Origin of the sequence: Streptomyces sp. CB02923, from assembly GCF_001905005.1 — a bacterium.
GTDB lineage: Bacteria > Actinomycetota > Actinomycetes > Streptomycetales > Streptomycetaceae > Streptomyces.
On the sequence record NZ_LWKZ01000025.1, the window covers coordinates 349,603 to 363,889 of the forward strand.

General features: G+C 71.1%; 13 protein-coding genes and 1 pseudogene. 5 read left to right on the forward strand and 9 right to left on the reverse strand.

Going from position 1 to position 14,287, the window contains the following annotated elements:
• Positions 1-7: 7 nt before the first annotated feature.
• The 4 genes from A6A06_RS29735 to A6A06_RS29750 all read right to left on the reverse strand — a co-directional run bounded on the left by A6A06_RS29735 (position 8) and on the right by A6A06_RS29750 (position 3,781).
• Complete coding sequence (locus tag A6A06_RS29735) at positions 8-799, reverse strand: ABC transporter permease subunit (RefSeq protein ID WP_242441014.1); 792 nt, start codon at positions 797-799, stop codon at positions 8-10.
• Positions 800-815: 16 nt separating this feature from the next.
• Positions 816-1,727, reverse strand: coding sequence for an ABC transporter ATP-binding protein (locus tag A6A06_RS29740; protein WP_073765233.1), 912 nt, complete (start codon positions 1,725-1,727; stop codon positions 816-818).
• A 70-nt stretch (positions 1,728-1,797) separates the two neighbouring features.
• Positions 1,798-2,709, reverse strand: coding sequence for an ABC transporter permease subunit (locus tag A6A06_RS29745; RefSeq protein WP_073765235.1), 912 nt, complete (start codon positions 2,707-2,709; stop codon positions 1,798-1,800).
• Entirely contained in the window at positions 2,699-3,781 is a 1,083-nt protein-coding gene (locus A6A06_RS29750; RefSeq protein WP_079194478.1) for an ABC transporter ATP-binding protein, read from the reverse strand. The genes A6A06_RS29745 and A6A06_RS29750 overlap by 11 nt, the downstream gene beginning before the upstream one ends.
• A gap of 245 nt (positions 3,782-4,026) precedes the next feature.
• Between A6A06_RS29750 and A6A06_RS29755 the strand changes: the two genes are divergently transcribed.
• The 4 genes and pseudogenes from A6A06_RS29755 to A6A06_RS42210 all read left to right on the forward strand — a co-directional run.
• Entirely contained in the window at positions 4,027-4,905 is an 879-nt protein-coding gene (locus tag A6A06_RS29755; protein ID WP_073765237.1) for a M24 family metallopeptidase, read from the forward strand.
• A complete protein-coding gene (locus tag A6A06_RS29760) occupies positions 4,902-6,680 on the forward strand; it encodes an SDR family oxidoreductase (RefSeq protein WP_073765239.1) in 1,779 nt (592 codons plus the stop codon). Before A6A06_RS29755 ends, A6A06_RS29760 begins: the two co-directional genes overlap by 4 nt.
• Before the next feature lie 97 nt (positions 6,681-6,777).
• Entirely contained in the window at positions 6,778-7,701 is a 924-nt protein-coding gene (locus tag A6A06_RS29765; RefSeq protein WP_073765241.1) for a metal-dependent hydrolase, read from the forward strand.
• Positions 7,702-7,712: 11 nt separating this feature from the next.
• Positions 7,713-8,457: pseudogene (locus A6A06_RS42210) on the forward strand (MerR family transcriptional regulator); the annotation flags it as partial.
• A 702-nt stretch (positions 8,458-9,159) separates the two neighbouring features.
• On the opposite strand, the gene A6A06_RS29775 reads toward A6A06_RS42210, so the two are convergent.
• From A6A06_RS29775 to A6A06_RS29785, 3 genes are all read right to left on the reverse strand, one after another.
• Positions 9,160-9,462, reverse strand: a complete 303-nt coding sequence (locus A6A06_RS29775) for a hypothetical protein (protein ID WP_073765243.1) — start codon at positions 9,460-9,462, stop codon at positions 9,160-9,162.
• 116 nt (positions 9,463-9,578) lie between these two features.
• A complete protein-coding gene (locus A6A06_RS29780) occupies positions 9,579-10,943 on the reverse strand; it encodes a carotenoid oxygenase family protein (protein WP_073765245.1) in 1,365 nt (454 codons plus the stop codon).
• On the reverse strand, positions 10,940-11,530 hold the full coding sequence (locus A6A06_RS29785) for a hypothetical protein (protein WP_073765247.1): 591 nt from the start codon (positions 11,528-11,530) through the stop codon (positions 10,940-10,942). The genes A6A06_RS29780 and A6A06_RS29785 overlap by 4 nt, the downstream gene beginning before the upstream one ends.
• A 103-nt stretch (positions 11,531-11,633) precedes the next feature.
• On the opposite strand from A6A06_RS29785, the gene A6A06_RS29790 reads away from it, so the two are divergent.
• A complete protein-coding gene (locus A6A06_RS29790) occupies positions 11,634-12,269 on the forward strand; it encodes a PadR family transcriptional regulator (RefSeq protein WP_073765957.1) in 636 nt (211 codons plus the stop codon).
• 315 nt (positions 12,270-12,584) lie between these two features.
• Here A6A06_RS29790 and pspAB read toward each other — a convergent pair whose 3' ends face one another.
• On the reverse strand, positions 12,585-13,157 hold the full coding sequence (pspAB, locus tag A6A06_RS29795) for a PspA-associated protein PspAB (protein ID WP_073765249.1): 573 nt from the start codon (positions 13,155-13,157) through the stop codon (positions 12,585-12,587).
• Between the two features lie 113 nt (positions 13,158-13,270).
• Complete coding sequence (gene htpX / locus A6A06_RS29800; protein WP_073765251.1) at positions 13,271-14,170, reverse strand: zinc metalloprotease HtpX; 900 nt, start codon at positions 14,168-14,170, stop codon at positions 13,271-13,273.
• Positions 14,171-14,287 lie beyond the last annotated feature (117 nt).

Here is a 14,287-nt window from a genome sequence, read left to right on the forward strand (position 1 = left end):
GCCGGGCCTACTCCTCCCCCGCCAGCGTCAGCGACCGCAGCTTGCGGGACGCGTACCAGGTCGCCAGGCCGGTCACGGCCACCAGGAGGACGACCGCCAGGGGCAGCCCCACCTCGGACGTGATCGCGCCCTCCGCGCCGATCTTCTGGCCCACCGCGAGCGCCCACTGCTGGACGCTCAGCGTCCTCGCGCCCGGGACCAGGTTGCCGAACAGCGTCTCCCACACCAGGGCGTAGACCAGGCCGAAGACGACCGCGTGCCGGCTGATCGTGCCGAAGAAGAGGAACAGCGCGCTGTACGCGACGGAGGCCACGGCCGCGGCGACCGCGTAGGCCACCGCGATCTGCTGGCTGTTGCCGTTGAGGACGAAACCGGCGATCAGCACCGGGACGGCGGAGAAGGCAGCCGTCACGCCGATCGCCACGACCAGCTTGGTGAAGATGATCGAGGACCGCCGCAGCGGCTTGGCCAGCAGGTAGACGACCGAACCGTCGTCGATCTCCGGGCCGATCGCGCCCGTACCGGCGATGACACCGATCAGCGGCACCATCGTGGCGAGCGCGAACGTGCCCAGCACGCCGTTGGCCGTGGAGTCGTCGGCGCCGGCCAGCGCCCGTACGGCGACGGCGATGACGATCAGGAGGGTGGGCAGCGCGAAGAGGATCAGCGCGCGGCGCCGCCCGAGGAGGGCCCGGTAGGTGAGCCGGGCGACGGTGGGGTGGAAGAACGACGGGGCCGCCGAGGGGCCCGCGGCGGGTGCCGGGGACGGGTCCGGCCGGACCGATGAGGTCGCTGACATCGCTTTCAGGCTCCTTTCAGGCCGCGACGAGGTAGGAGAAGACCGATTCCAGGGACTCGTCGGAGGGCGAGACCGTCAGGAGGCGGATGCCGTGGTCGCGGGCGACGCGCGGCAGCAGGGAGGTGAAGCGCGGGAAGTCGACGGCCTGGACGCGCAGCGCGCCCTCCTGGACGTCCACCTCGATACCGGCCGTGGACGGGTCGGCGATCAGGGCCGCGGCCAGTGCGCGGTCGTCGTCGGAGCGGATGAGGTAGCGGTGCGGGCGGTCCGTCATCAGGCGGCGGATCTTGCGGAAGTCCCCGGACGCGGCGTGCCGTCCGGCCACCACCACCTCGATGTGCGAGGCCAGTTGCTCGACCTCTTCGAGGATGTGCGACGAGAACAGGACCGTACGGCCGTCCGCGCCCATCCGCCGCAGCAGGTCCATCAGCTGCATCCGCTGCCGCGGGTCCATGCCGTTGAACGGCTCGTCCAGCAGCAGTACGGACGGTTCGTGGACCAGCGCCGACGCCATCTTCACGCGCTGGCGCATCCCCTTGCTGTACGTGGAGATCTTACGGTCCTGCGCGTACTCCATCTCGACGGTGGCCAGCGCGCGCTGGGCGGCGCCCCGCCCCAGGCCGTGCAGTTCGGCGTTGGCGACGACGAACTCGCGGCCGGTGAGGAAGTCGTACATCGCCTCGCGCTCGGGCACGATGCCGATGTCGCGGTATATGCGTTCGTTGCGCCAGATGGCCTGGCCGTCGAGGGTGACGGACCCGCCGGACGGTGCGAGGAAGCCGCCCATCATGTTGATCAGGGTGGACTTGCCCGCGCCGTTGGGGCCGAGCAGGCCGGTGACACCGGGGCCGATGGTCATGGTGATGTCGTTGACGGCAACGACGTTGCCGAACCAGCGGGATACGTGGTCGATCTGGATGGTCGTCATGGGCGCGGCCCGTTCCTTCGGGAGCTGGTGGCGGGCGTCGGACGCGCCTTCGGAGGCGCGGGGCGGGCGGTCACAGGCCGGCCTTCCGGTAGCGGCGCATCAGCAGGGCGTACGAGCCCGCGACGGCGAGCAGGGTGACCAGGAGGGCCACCAATCCGGCGGCGGTGGACGGCTGGACCTGGTCCGGGAACGACGCGGTACCGCCGAGGAACGTCGCCTGCACACTGTCGATCAGCGTCACGGGCGAGAACAGGGCGAGCCAGCCGACGACCCCTTCCTGGCCCTGTACGGCGGCGATGCCCTGGACGGCGCTCACCGCGGCGTACGGGATCGTCAGCGCGGCGATGACGGCGGCGACGCCGAACCCGCGGCGCGGGGTCAGCGCGGAGATCACCAGGCCGACGCCGGCGAACAGCAGCGAGAGCAGCGCCACCGAGACCAGGCCCTGGGCCAGCCCCTTGGTCTGGTCGCCGAAGTCCATCTTGGCCAGCAGCGCGCCCACGTACAGGATCAGCAGCGGCGCAGCGGTCAGGATGAACAGGGCGCTCGCCATCGCGGCGCACTTCGCCGCCACGTAGTCGACGCGCTCGATGGGACGCGAGAAGTACAGCGGCACCGTCTTGAAGCGCAGGTCGCGGGAGACGGACTGCGGTGCCTGGGCGGCCAGGTAGAGGCCGATGACCGCCTGGAGGAAGATCGCGTACCGGGTGTACGCCACCGGCAGGTCGTTCATCTTCGTGAACACCGCAACCGCCACCATGATGCCCGCGGGCAGGCACATCACGGCGAACAGCAGCATCGGCAGGACCTTGGACTTGGCGGACCGGCCGAGTCCGTAAGCGCCGCGCAGGCTCTGCGAGAACAGGGAGCGGCGGGCGTAGGCCCGGCCGAGGCGCGGGCCGTCGAAGTGGCGGTAGCCGATGTCGTGGATGACGTCCTGCGCCGATCCGGCGGTGACGGGGTTCCTGGTCTCAGGCGGCATCGGGGGCGCCTCCGTCCTTGGTGGCTCGGTGGGCGGTCGTCGCGGAGGCGGTGGGGCGGGGCGCGGCGGGCTGCGGGCCCGGTGCCTCGGGGGCCTCCGGTGCTTCCGGGGCGCCCGCGGTCGCCGCGTCGTCGCTCTGGAAGACCTCGGAGATGCGGTGCCTGCGCTGTTCCATCCGGACCAGGCCGAGGCCGAGGCCGGCGACGGTGTCGCGCAGCAGGTCGTACGTCTCCTCGCCGGTGGCGTCCACGTACAGCACGTGGGCGGCGGAGGCGCCGCTCTCCGAGCCGGGCGCCGCGGTGGTCGCCGCGACTCCGGCGCGGGCCAGGGCGGCCCGCAGCGACGCGGTGCCGTCCGGGTGCTCGTCGGTGTCCGTGACCTCGACGGCGAGGGAGGCGGTGAGCTGGGTGAAGTCGTCGGTGGAGGAGGAGCGCAGCAGCCGTCCGCCGTCGATGACGACGACGTGATCGCAGGTGCGCTCCAGCTCGCCGAGGAGGTGCGAGGTGACCAGGACCGATATGCCGAAGTCGGTGTGCACGCGGCGGATCAGGCCGAGCATCTCGTCGCGGCCGACCGGGTCCAGGCCGTTGGTCGGCTCGTCCAGGAAGACCAGCTGCGGGTCGTGGACCAGCGCCTGCGCGAGCTTGACGCGCTGCTTCATGCCCGTCGAGTAGCCGCCGATGGGCCGGTAGCGCTCCTCGTAGAGGCCGACGTGCCGCAGCGTGTCGGCGGTGCGCTCGCGCGCGGCGGTCGGCGGCAGACCCGACATGCGCGCCATGTGGACGACGAACTCGGTGGCCGAGACGTCGGGCGGCAGGCAGTCGTGCTCCGGCATGTAGCCGACGCGCTCACGGATGGCGCCGCCCTCCCTGGCCACGTCGAGGCCGAGGACGGTCGCGGACCCCTCGCTGGCCGGGGCCAGGCCCAGCAGCAGCTTGATCAGGGTGGACTTGCCGGCCCCGTTGGCACCCACCAGGCCGGTCACGCCGGGGCCGATGTCAACGGTGAGCCGGTCCAGCGCGGTCACCCTCGGGTACCGCTTGCTCAGGCTTTCGGTCACGATCACAGTCACGTCCTCGACGGTAGTGGCGGGCACCACACCGGTCGTCAGACCTGGCGGCTGGATCGGCCTCCGACCACAGGTGTAGGGGCCCGTAGGGGAGCTCCCGCTTTCGGCCCCCCGGAGCCGGGGGGCCGCGGGGTTTTCCACAGGCTCGGACCGACCCCTTGACGTCGCCGCCAGGCATTGTCACATTCATCAGTGTCAAGTTACGGGCACGTACCGCGATGGTCGGTTTACGGGACGGACGGTTGGCGATGACCTCAGCGACAGGGGCCGCAGCGGCCCGGAGGGGCGGCGGGACCGGTGGATCCACCGCCGACCTGCGGGGGTTCAGAGAGGTGCAGCGACTGGCGTACGCCTGCGCCGAGGCGGTCGCCGCGCAGCTCAGGCCGGGGGTGACGGAGCGGGAAGCGGCGCGGATGCAGCGCGAGTGGCTGCGCGAGCGGGGTGTGCGGGACTGGTTCCACCTCCCCTTCGCCTGGTTCGGCGACCGTACGGCGTTCACGGACTTCCGCATACCGCTGCAGTTCTTCCCCACCAACCGCCACCTGGAGCCGGGGATGGCCTTCATCCTCGACATGGCGCCGGTCCACCAGGGTTATACGGCCGACATCGGTTATTCCGGCTGCCTCGGGCTCAACCCGGTCCACGACCGGCTGCTGGCCGACCTGGAGGCGCATCGCGAGCTGATTCTGCGCGAGGTGCGCGAACGCCGCCCGCTGCGCGGGATATACGAGGACGTCGAGCGGCTCATGGTTCGCCAGGGTTACGCGAACCGGCACCGCGCCTACCCCTTCGGCGTGATCGCCCACAAGATCGACCGGGTGCGGCCCCGCCGCTGGTCACCCACCCTCTTCGGGTTCGGCACGCAGTCGCTCAAGGGCCTGGCCTCCGACGCGCTGCACGGCCACCGGGACGGCTGGTCGCCGCTGTGGAGCCCGTACAAATTCTCCGACCACCCGCCGCGGCCCGGCCTGTGGGCGGTCGAACCACACCTTGGTTTCCGGGGCACGGGAGCGAAGTTCGAGGAGATCCTCGTCGTGACGGACTCCGCCGACCCGCAGGAAAGCGCCTTTTGGCTGGACGACGATCTGCCGCACGTGCGGCGCTGGCAGGAGGAGAAGGCCGCATGAGCAAGCCGACGGGAGCAGGGCTGGACGGCGCGCGGGAGCGCTGGGTCCGTACGGGCGGCGTGGAGCTGTGCGTCGCCGAGCTGGGTGATGCCGCGCGCCCCACGGTGGTGCTGGTCCACGGCTATCCGGACAGCAAGGAAGTGTGGTCGGAGGTGGCCCGCGGCCTGGCCGACCGCTTCCACGTGGTGCTGTACGACGTCCGGGGCTGCGGGCGCTCCACCGCGCCCAAGCCGCTGCGCGGCGGCTTCACGCTGGAGAAGCTGACCGACGACTTCCTCGCCGTCGCGGACGCGGTGAGCCCGGACCGGCCGGTGCACGTGGTCGGCCACGACTGGGGCTCGGTGCAGGCCTGGGAGTTCGCCACGGTCCGGCACACGGAAGGCCGGATCGCCTCCTTCACCTCGATGTCAGGGCCGTCGCTGGACCACTTCGGCCACTGGATCAAGAAGCGCGCCACCCGCCCCACCCCGCGCCGCGCGGCCCAGCTCCTCAACCAGGGCGCCAAGTCCTGGTACGTGTACATGCTGCACACCCCGGTCCTGCCCGAGCTGGCCTGGAAGGGGCCGCTCGGCAAGCGCTGGCCGAAGATCCTCCAGCGGGTGGAGAAGGTACCGGCGGGCGACTACCCGACGGCGTCCCTGCCCACGGACGCGGCACACGGCGCCTGGCTCTACCGCGACAACGTCCGTGCCCGGCTGCGCCGCCCGCGCGCCGACGCCTACGCCCACTGCCCGGTCCAGCTCATCACGCCCACCGGCGACGCCTTCCTGTCCCAGCGTCTCTACGACGACCTGGACCACTGGGTGCCGCAGCTGGTGCGACGCTCCCTCCCGGCCAAGCACTGGGTGCCGCGTACCCGGCCGGATCAACTGGTCGCGTGGATCGGCGAGTTCGTGACGTCGAAGGAGGAAGGCGACCCGGCCAAGGAGATCGTCGCCCCCGGGCCGTACGCCGACCGGTTCGGCGGACAGCTGGTCCTGGTCACCGGCGCCGCCAGCGGCATAGGGCGGGCCACCGCGTTCGCCTTCGCCGAGGCGGGAGCGCGCGTCGTCGCCGTCGACCGGGACGCCGAGGGAGCCGCCCGTACGGCCGACCTGGCGCGGCTGGTCGGCGCCCCGCAGGCATGGGCCGAGCCGGTGGACGTCTCGGACGAGGCCGCCATGGAGAAACTGGCCGACAAGGTCGCCGCCGAGTACGGCACCGTCGACGTACTCGTCAACAACGCCGGCATCGGCCTGACCGGCTCTTTCTTCAGCACGACCACCGAGGACTGGAAGAAGGTCCTGGACGTCAACCTGTGGGGCGTCATACACGGCTGCCGGTTCTTCGGCCGGCAGATGGCCGAGCGCGGCCAGGGCGGCCACATCGTCAACACCGCCTCCGCCGCGTCCTTCCAGCCGTCGAAGATCCTCTCCGCCTACGGCACGTCCAAGGCGGCGGTGCTCATGCTCAGCGAGTGCCTGCGCGCCGAGTTGGCCGGTCAGGGCATCGGCGTCACGGCCATCTGCCCCGGCATAGTGAACACGAACATCACCGCGACGGCCCGCTTCACCGGAGTCTCGGCGGACGAGGAGAAGCGCCGCCGCACCAGCACGTCCCGCGCCTACGGCCGTCGCAACTACCCGCCGGAGAAGGTCGCCGACGCGATCTTGCGCGCAGTCGTCCGCAACGAGGCGGTCGTCCCCGTCACACCCGAGGCGCGCGGCGCCCATCTGATGTCCCGCTTCGCTCCGCGCGCTCTCCGCGCGCTCGCCCGTGTCGAGCCGCCCGTGTGAGTGCGGGCGCCACGGCGCGGGCAGGCCGGGGCGGGCGCGCCACCACGCCGCCCCGGCTCCGTCCCTCCCCCTCACGACCCACGTCAGGAGCTCCAGCGTGAGCACGAACCCCACCGGTCCGGAGGAGCACCACACGATCGCACCCCGCCGGGTCTCGTTCGACTGGCACGAGACCCCGCTGCACTGGATACCGGACGAACCCACCGCCACCCACGTCATCAACGTGCTGCACCTGCTGCTGCCCGCGGGCGAGCGCTGGTTCGTCAAGGTCTTCAAGGAAGCCCTGCCGCTGGTCCGGGACCCCGCACTGCTCAAGGACGTCAAGGGCTTCATGGGCCAGGAGGCCACCCACAGCGTCCAGCACGCCTACGTCCTGGAACACCTCGCCCACCAGGGCCTGGACACCGCCCCCTACACGAAGCACGTCGACTTCCTCTTCGAACGCCTCCTCGGCGAACAGCCCCCGTTCGCCGCCCCCGTACCCACCCAGGAGTGGCTGCGCTTCCGGCTCTCCCTCATAGCCGCCATTGAGCAGTTCACCGCCGTCCTCGGCAACTGGGTCCTGCACGCCGAAGGCCTGGACCGGGCCGGCCCCGACCCGGTCATGCTCGACCTGCTGCGCTGGCACGGCGCGGAGGAGGTCGAGCACCGCGCCGTGGCCTTCGACATGTACGAGCACACCGGCGGCGAAGGCCTGCCCCGCTACGCCCGCCGCGCCCTGGGCATGGCTGTCACCGCGCCCGTCCTCCTCTACCTGTGGGCCTGGGGCGCCGCCTATCTCATACGGCACGACCCGCAGCTGGCCGGCCGTCTGCGCTACTCCCTGCGCGAGCACAACCGGGCCGTACGCGCCCAGCTCCTGCCGACCTGGCGCGAGCTGGGCGCCGCCGTGCCGCGCTACCTGAAGCGGTCGTACCATCCCTCGCAGGAAGGGTCGCTGCGCAAGGCCGTCGCCTACCTGGCGTCCTCCCCGGCAGCCCGCGCCGCGGCGGGCGCGGTGGGCCGCGCGGCCATCTCGTAAGGAGCACCGCATTGACCGACCAGTCGCCGCCGCAGGCTGAGTACCGCATCGAGGACCTGGCCCACATCAGCGGCACCTCGGTCCGCACGATCCGCGCCTACCAGGACCGCGGCCTCCTGCCCAGACCGGAGCGCCGCGGCCGGGCCAACGTCTACGGCGACGCGCACCTGGAGCGCCTGCGCCGCACCGCCGGCCTGCTCGACCGCGGTTACACCCTCGCCAGCATCAAGGAACTCCTGGAGGCCTGGGACACCGGCCGCGGCCTCGGCGGCGTGCTGGGGCTGGTCGCCGAGATCGACGGCCCCTGGAGCGACGAGGAGGCGGTCCGGATCACCCGCGAGGAGCTGGACGCCGCGTTCGGTGGCAGTCCGGACGAAGCGGCCCTGGCGGACGCCGTCGAACTGGGCGTCCTGGAACGCCTCCCCGGCAGCGACGACGCCTTCCGCGTCCCCAGTCCCCAGGAACTGGCCGTCGCCGCCGAGCTGCACTCCGCGGGCGTCCCCCTCACCGCCATCTCCGGCCACCTGCGCGAACTCCGGGTCCAGGTCGAGCACATCGCGGCCCGCTTCCTCGACTTCACCACCGAGTACGTCTTCCACCCCTACCTCGACCACCAGCCCACCGACGCCGAAGCCACCGAGGCCGCCGACCTCGTACGCCGCCTCCGCCCCCTCGCCCAACAGACCGTCGACGCCGAACTCGCCCGCGCCATGCGCACCTTGGCCACCCGCTACATCCACCACCACCTCGGCGACATCACCGAACTGGGCGCCTCGGACGACGGCCTGGGCGTTCCGGACGAAAGCCTGGGCGTTCCGGACGGAGGCCTGGGCGTTCCGGCCGCCGACGTGCACGCCCCGGCCGTCGACCAGACCGCCCCGGCCGCTGACCTGCACGTTCCGGCCGTCGGCGTGCACGCCCCGGGCGGCGACCGGACCGCCGATCCGGAGGTCGTTTCGCTTACCGGCTCGTCCACCGGCTCGCTCACCGAATCGCCCGCTGGCCGGACCGTCGAGCCGGACGCCTCAGCCACTGCCCCGGGCGGCGGCCCGACCGTCGACGCCCCCACCCCCACCCCCGGCTCCGGCTCCGGCTCCGGCTCCGGCTCCGGCTCCGGCTCCGGCTCCGGCTCCGGCTCCGGCTCCGGCTCCGAGCCGATCATGCTCGCCCTGCCCGCCGAGACCGTACGCGCCGTACGCGACCTGGTCGGCCAGGAGAACATGGCGGCCTTCATCACCGCCGCCACCCAACGCGAAGTCCACGCCCGCACCATGGACGGGCTGACCGCCCGCCGAAGCCCGTCCCACTGACCGTTGCCGCCCGAGCGCCGGGACGGCCGAGCTCTCCGGCCACGGTCTGGCTGTGGTTCGGGGATGCGGTTCGACTGTGGTTCGGGAACGTGGCTGGACTGTGGTTCGGGGGTGCTCCGGCCACGGTTCGGCTGTGTGCCGCGGTGGGTCAGTCGAGGTTCATGTCACCGAAGACGACCTTGCTGTTCCAGTTGTTCCCTCCCCAGTTGTGCGATGCGGTGGACGGTGCGTAGGTGTGCTTGCCGATGGTGACGGCTCCGACGTCTCTGCCGTTGCGGCCACCGTCCCGCCCGAAGTGGCCGAGGTACCCGACGTCGCCCACCTCACCGAGTCGGCCGACCCGGCCGTCGTGGCTGTCGCGGCCGTCGGCGACGGCCGTGCCGGTGGTCAGCAGGGCGGCCGCGGCCGTCAGGGCCAGTGCGCCGAGGGTGGTGGCGTTGCGTACACGCATGGGGCTTCTTTCCTCATCAGGAGTCGACGGGAGTGGACTCCCTCATCCGATACCGCCACACCCCCGGCCGCCATCCGGCCGCGTGCACCCGGGGGACCGGGACGGCCGTCGCTCCGCTACCGGGCCGGGTCCGGGATCCAGTTCCCGTGGAAGCCGTAGGGCACCCGGCCGGGCAGGTGGACCGTGGCCACCGGGTCCTTGGATATGTCCTCCGCGTCGAGGATGACGAGATCACTGGTATCGCCCGCGGCGTCGTAGACGTATGTGATCAACCACCCCGGCCCGCCCGGCCGGTCGTCCGCCGGGGCGAAGGCCGCTTCGGCGGGTGTGCGGCCGGGGGCGAAGTCGTGCCGGGTGCTGGTGCCGGTGTGCAGGTCGTAGCGGATCAGTGCGCCCGGTGTCGGGCCGGAACCGAGGCTCTCGGCGCGCGTGATGTGCCCGTACCGGGCGTCCAGGCCCGCCAGCCTGTCGTCGATGCGCGGAAACTCGCCCGACTGGTCGTCCATCTGCTCCTCGACGACCTTGCCCGACGCCAGGTCGATGGTCCACCGCCACAGAGTGGGCAGCGACTTCAGCTCGAACCCCGGGTAGCGGCAGACGTAGAGGACGATGCGCCCCTGACCGTCGTCGTACGCGTTCAGGGAGTGGAAGACGTAGCAGGGGTCGATGGGGAACCAGCGGACATCACTGTGCGGGTCGTCGCGGCGCAGCACGCCCAGCCGGGCGCCGTACTTCGCATCCCACACGTACGGCATACCGGACGACTGGCGCTCGTAGACGAGTGGGAGGTCCATGAAGACGACGTGTCCGGCCGTCAGGTGGAAGTCGTGCATCATCGTGGGCGCCCCCACCTCGACGGGGCGGCTCACGACCAGGGCCCCGGCGGCGTCGGCACGGTGGTACGTCAGATACGGCGGCTCCGGGGCGCCGTACCCGAAGAAGTGCAGCTCGCCCGTGGTCGGGCAGGTCTTCGGGTGGGCGGTCATGGCGGTGGTCAGCCGGCCGTCGAAGTCGTACGGGCCGACGGTCTCCAGTTCGTGTCCCGGGCGGCAGTCGAGCTCGTGCGGGAAGGACGACTCGACCAGGGCGAGGGTGCGGCCCGCGTGGTGGACGACGTGGGTGTTGGCGACACCGGCGGTCAGATTGGCGTGTCCCCGCTGGTCACGGGTCGGTACACCGTCGGTGAAGGTCGGCGTGCGGACCCAGCGGTTGCGGTACGAGGCGGCCTTGCCGCCTTCCAGCCGGACACCGTGGACCATGCCGTCACCGAAGAACCAGTGCGGCGACGCGGCATCCCGCGGGTTGGGGCCGTTGCGCAGGTACCAGCCCGACAGCTCGGGCGGTACCGCACCCGTGACGGGCAGTTCGTGGGTGGTCAGTTCCTGCATCACCGGGGCGAAGTTGCCCGCCAGGTGCGGGGCCGGTGCGGAAGCGGAACCGGACGCCGGGGCGGCGGATCCGGGAACGTGTGACGTTGTCATGCGGGACGAGCCTCCTGAACGTAGGGGTGTCCGCCGGTCTTCTCCAGGAAGCGCGCTCGCGCACGCTCCGGATAGCTCGCGGTGAAACGCAGCGGGATGACGAAAGCACTGAGGTGGATGGAGATCATGGCGGTCAGACCGAGCCCGTAGGCCGTGACCAGGGCCTGGCCGGCCGCGGCGAACGTGAAGGACGCCGCCCAGGCCGCGGTGAGCACGTAGTTGATCCGCAGGAACAGCGAGGTCCGCCAGACCTCGGGCGGGGCCTTGCGGCGGGCTATGGCGAGGGTGAAGGGGCGGCGGGCCGCCATCGACCCCCAGGTGACGAGCGCGAGCCAGCCCGAGGACAGGGCACCGTCGTAGATCCGCAGGCCGCTGTCCGGGCGGAGGAGCGCCAGGACCGAGATCCCCGCGAAGAACACGAGGCTGCCGTACTCAAGAATCCGGAGCGACGGCGACAGTCCCTCGGCCCGGTCCGCGTAGAGCACCACGCAACCGATCACCAAGGCCAGCAGCGCGGCCCACTGCCACGACGCCCAGGCCACGGCTCCGTACGCGATCCATGGGAAAAACCCCCGCAAGAAGGTCATGACTCTCGACTCCCCCGACCATCCAGTCACATTCCAACTTCGACATGTCAAAGCTAGAAGGTGTCGCGTTGACGTGTCAAGAGTGGAAGGTAAAGTGATGGCCATGAGCCTCCGCCACGCCGTTCTGGGCCTGTTGGCCGAATCACCCGCCAGCGGCTACGACTTGATGAAGACGTTCGACGCGTCGCTCGCGCACGTCTGGCCGGCCACCCAGAGCCAGGTCTACGGAGAGCTGAACAAGCTCACCGTGGCCGGCCTCATCGAGGTGGCCTCGCACGGCCCGCGCGGCCGCAAGGAGTACGCCATCACCAAGGCCGGCCGGGCCGAACTGCACCACTGGCTCACCGAGGTCGAGCCCGTCGGCCCGCAGCGTCATGACGGCCTGCTGCGCGTCTTCTTCCTCGGCGTCCTGTCGTCACTGGAAGCCCGTACGTACCTCCTGCAACAAGCCGAACGGTCCGCCCGCGCGCACGCCGGGTACCGGAAGCTGGCGGACGCGGGCTACTGGGAGGAGGAGATGATCGCGGTGTACGGGCGTATCGCTCTGGAATTCGGCCTGCGGCAGACCGCCATGGTGGAGGAGTGGGCCAACTGGGCTGCCAGTGAGATCAATTCGGACCTGGCCCGTCAGGCCGCGGAATCGTTCAGAGAGCAGGAAGTGGAGCAGGGAGCGGAGCAGGAAGTGAAGCAGAAGGGGGAGCAGGGAGCGGAGCAGGCGGAGACGCAAGCACCGGGATAAGCCCCGCCCCACGGGAAGGGGCAGGGCAGGACCAGAGCGGGGAACGAAAAAGAGCAGGCAGAGCCAGGCCCCGGCACGCTCCAGGGGATCAGCTCCGCCCCCGGCCCCCGCACTCGGCCACCAGCGCAGCGCGGCCGTCACGATCATTGCCCGGCGCGCGTCGACGCCGATCCGGCGCCCCTGCCGCCCGCCTCCGTTGCCTCACCCGCGCCACCAACGTACGCAAGCGAACGTCCGTCCCCGGTACCGGACGTCGGCGGACGCCCGCCGCCCGCCACGCCACACGCCACCCGCCGGAACACTGCGCCCGCCCGGTCACAGCCCAGGCGCACCCCAAACCGGAAACCACCGGCTCAGGTCCGCCTCGGTCTCCAGGTCGTCGGCGAGCATCGCCCGGACCTCCAGTTCGAGTGCGTTGTCGCGCTTCTCGGCCGCCCCGTCCGGCCCGGTTCGCGGGGCGAAGGGGTAGAACGTGCCGCGCTTGTAGAGGTAGACGAGCGCGAGCGACCTGCCCCGTTCGTCCTGGAAGCCCATCAGCGAGCACAGCAGGTGCGGGCCGAAACCGGCGCCCTCCAAGGAGCTGTTGACCGCGTGCAGGTCGTTCACCAGGCCCGCGGAGTCCTCGGGTTCGTGCCGCGCGAGCATCCATGTGTAGCCGTAGTCGTCCTGGCTGAACTCGGTCCGGCTGCCCAGGAGGCCGCGTACCTCCTCCTGGATGGCGCGGAACGCTCCGCCCTCGGCGCTCGCGAAGCACACCGAGCCCAGGCCGGTGGGCCGGAACCCGGCCGCGGCCTGCAGGGTCACGGCCGCCGAGGGGAGCGCGAACAGCCGGTCGAGGTCGGGACGTACCGGTTTGCTGCGTCCGAGGATGGCGTCCAGGAATCCCACGGTCTCTCTCCTTGATCCGTCGCTTTACCGCCGCTCCCGCCGATAACGGCCACTCCCACCGCCTGACCCATCCCCCTACGGCCGCCCTAGCTGCGTCTACGGGCCCAGCTGCGCTACGGCCGCCCCAGCTGCGCCGAGATCCGCCCCAGCTGTTCCAGCCGCTGCTCCAGTGTGGGGTGCGAGGACAGCAGCCGCCCGAAGCTCTCCTTCGAGAACGCCGGCGCGAAGAAGAACGCGTTGAACGGTTCGGCCTTGCGCAGGTCCCGCGTCGGGATCTGCGCCATCTGCCCGGTGACCTTGGTGAGCGCGGCGGCCAGCGCCGACGGCCGCCCGGTCAGGATCGCCGCGGCCCGGTCGGCGGACAGCTCCCGGTAGCGGGACAGCAGCCGGGTGAGCAGGAAGCTGACGGCGTAGACCACGGCGCTGATTAGCGTGACGACCAGGACGGCGATGGCCGCGTTGTTGTCCCGGTTGTTGCGGCCGACACCGCTCCACAGCGCCGCCCGCGTGATGATCCCGGCCAGCACGCCGAGGAACGAGGCGATCGTCATGACCGCGACATCACGGTGCGCCACATGTGACAGTTCGTGCGCCAGTACGCCTTCCAGTTCCTCCGGCTCCAGGCGCCTGAGCAGGCCGGTCGTCGCGCAGACCATCGAGTTCTTCTGGTTGCGACCGGTCGCAAAGGCGTTCGGTACGTCGGATTCGGCGACGGCGACGCGTGGTTTGGGCATGTCGGCGAGCGCGCAGAGCCGGTCCACGGCGCCGTGCAGTTCCGGTGCCTGTTCCGGGGTGACCTCGCGTGCCCCCATGCTGAAGGCCGCGATCCGGTCGCTGAACCAGAACTGCGCGATGAACATGGCGCCCGATATGAGCAGCACCACGACCCACGCGCCCTTGAGGAGTACCACCAGCGCGCCCACCACGACCACGTACAGCAGGCCGATGAAGAACATCGTCGTGACCATGCGTGACGTCAGGCCGCGGTCGGGGGCGAATCGGGTTCGTGCCATGCCTCTCAGTCCTCCAAACCGCAGAGTCCGCAGAGTCCACCCGAGGAACCGCGTAGGCGCCTCTGATCCGATTCTCCCTCTTGTCTGCTCTTTACGGCGTAAAGCGCAGGCCATGGA

What these genes read in the sequence shown, in the direction of transcription:
- A6A06_RS29745 (WP_073765235.1), bottom strand. Translation starts at nt 2,709, where the DNA reads ATGCCGCCTGAGACCAGGAACCCCGTCACCGCCGGATCGGCGCAGGAC.
- htpX (WP_073765251.1), bottom strand. Translation starts at nt 14,170, where the DNA reads ATGGCACGAACCCGATTCGCCCCCGACCGCGGCCTGACGTCACGCATG.
- A6A06_RS29775 (WP_073765243.1), bottom strand. Translation starts at nt 9,462, where the DNA reads ATGCGTGTACGCAACGCCACCACCCTCGGCGCACTGGCCCTGACGGCC.
- A6A06_RS29785 (WP_073765247.1), bottom strand. Translation starts at nt 11,530, where the DNA reads ATGACCTTCTTGCGGGGGTTTTTCCCATGGATCGCGTACGGAGCCGTG.
- A6A06_RS29760 (WP_073765239.1), top strand. Translation starts at nt 4,902, where the DNA reads ATGAGCAAGCCGACGGGAGCAGGGCTGGACGGCGCGCGGGAGCGCTGG.
- A6A06_RS29740 (WP_073765233.1), bottom strand. Translation starts at nt 1,727, where the DNA reads ATGACGACCATCCAGATCGACCACGTATCCCGCTGGTTCGGCAACGTC.
- A6A06_RS29755 (WP_073765237.1), top strand. Translation starts at nt 4,027, where the DNA reads ATGACCTCAGCGACAGGGGCCGCAGCGGCCCGGAGGGGCGGCGGGACC.
- A6A06_RS29780 (WP_073765245.1), bottom strand. Translation starts at nt 10,943, where the DNA reads ATGACAACGTCACACGTTCCCGGATCCGCCGCCCCGGCGTCCGGTTCC.
- A6A06_RS29735 (WP_242441014.1), bottom strand. Translation starts at nt 799, where the DNA reads ATGTCAGCGACCTCATCGGTCCGGCCGGACCCGTCCCCGGCACCCGCC.
- A6A06_RS29790 (WP_073765957.1), top strand. Translation starts at nt 11,634, where the DNA reads ATGAGCCTCCGCCACGCCGTTCTGGGCCTGTTGGCCGAATCACCCGCC.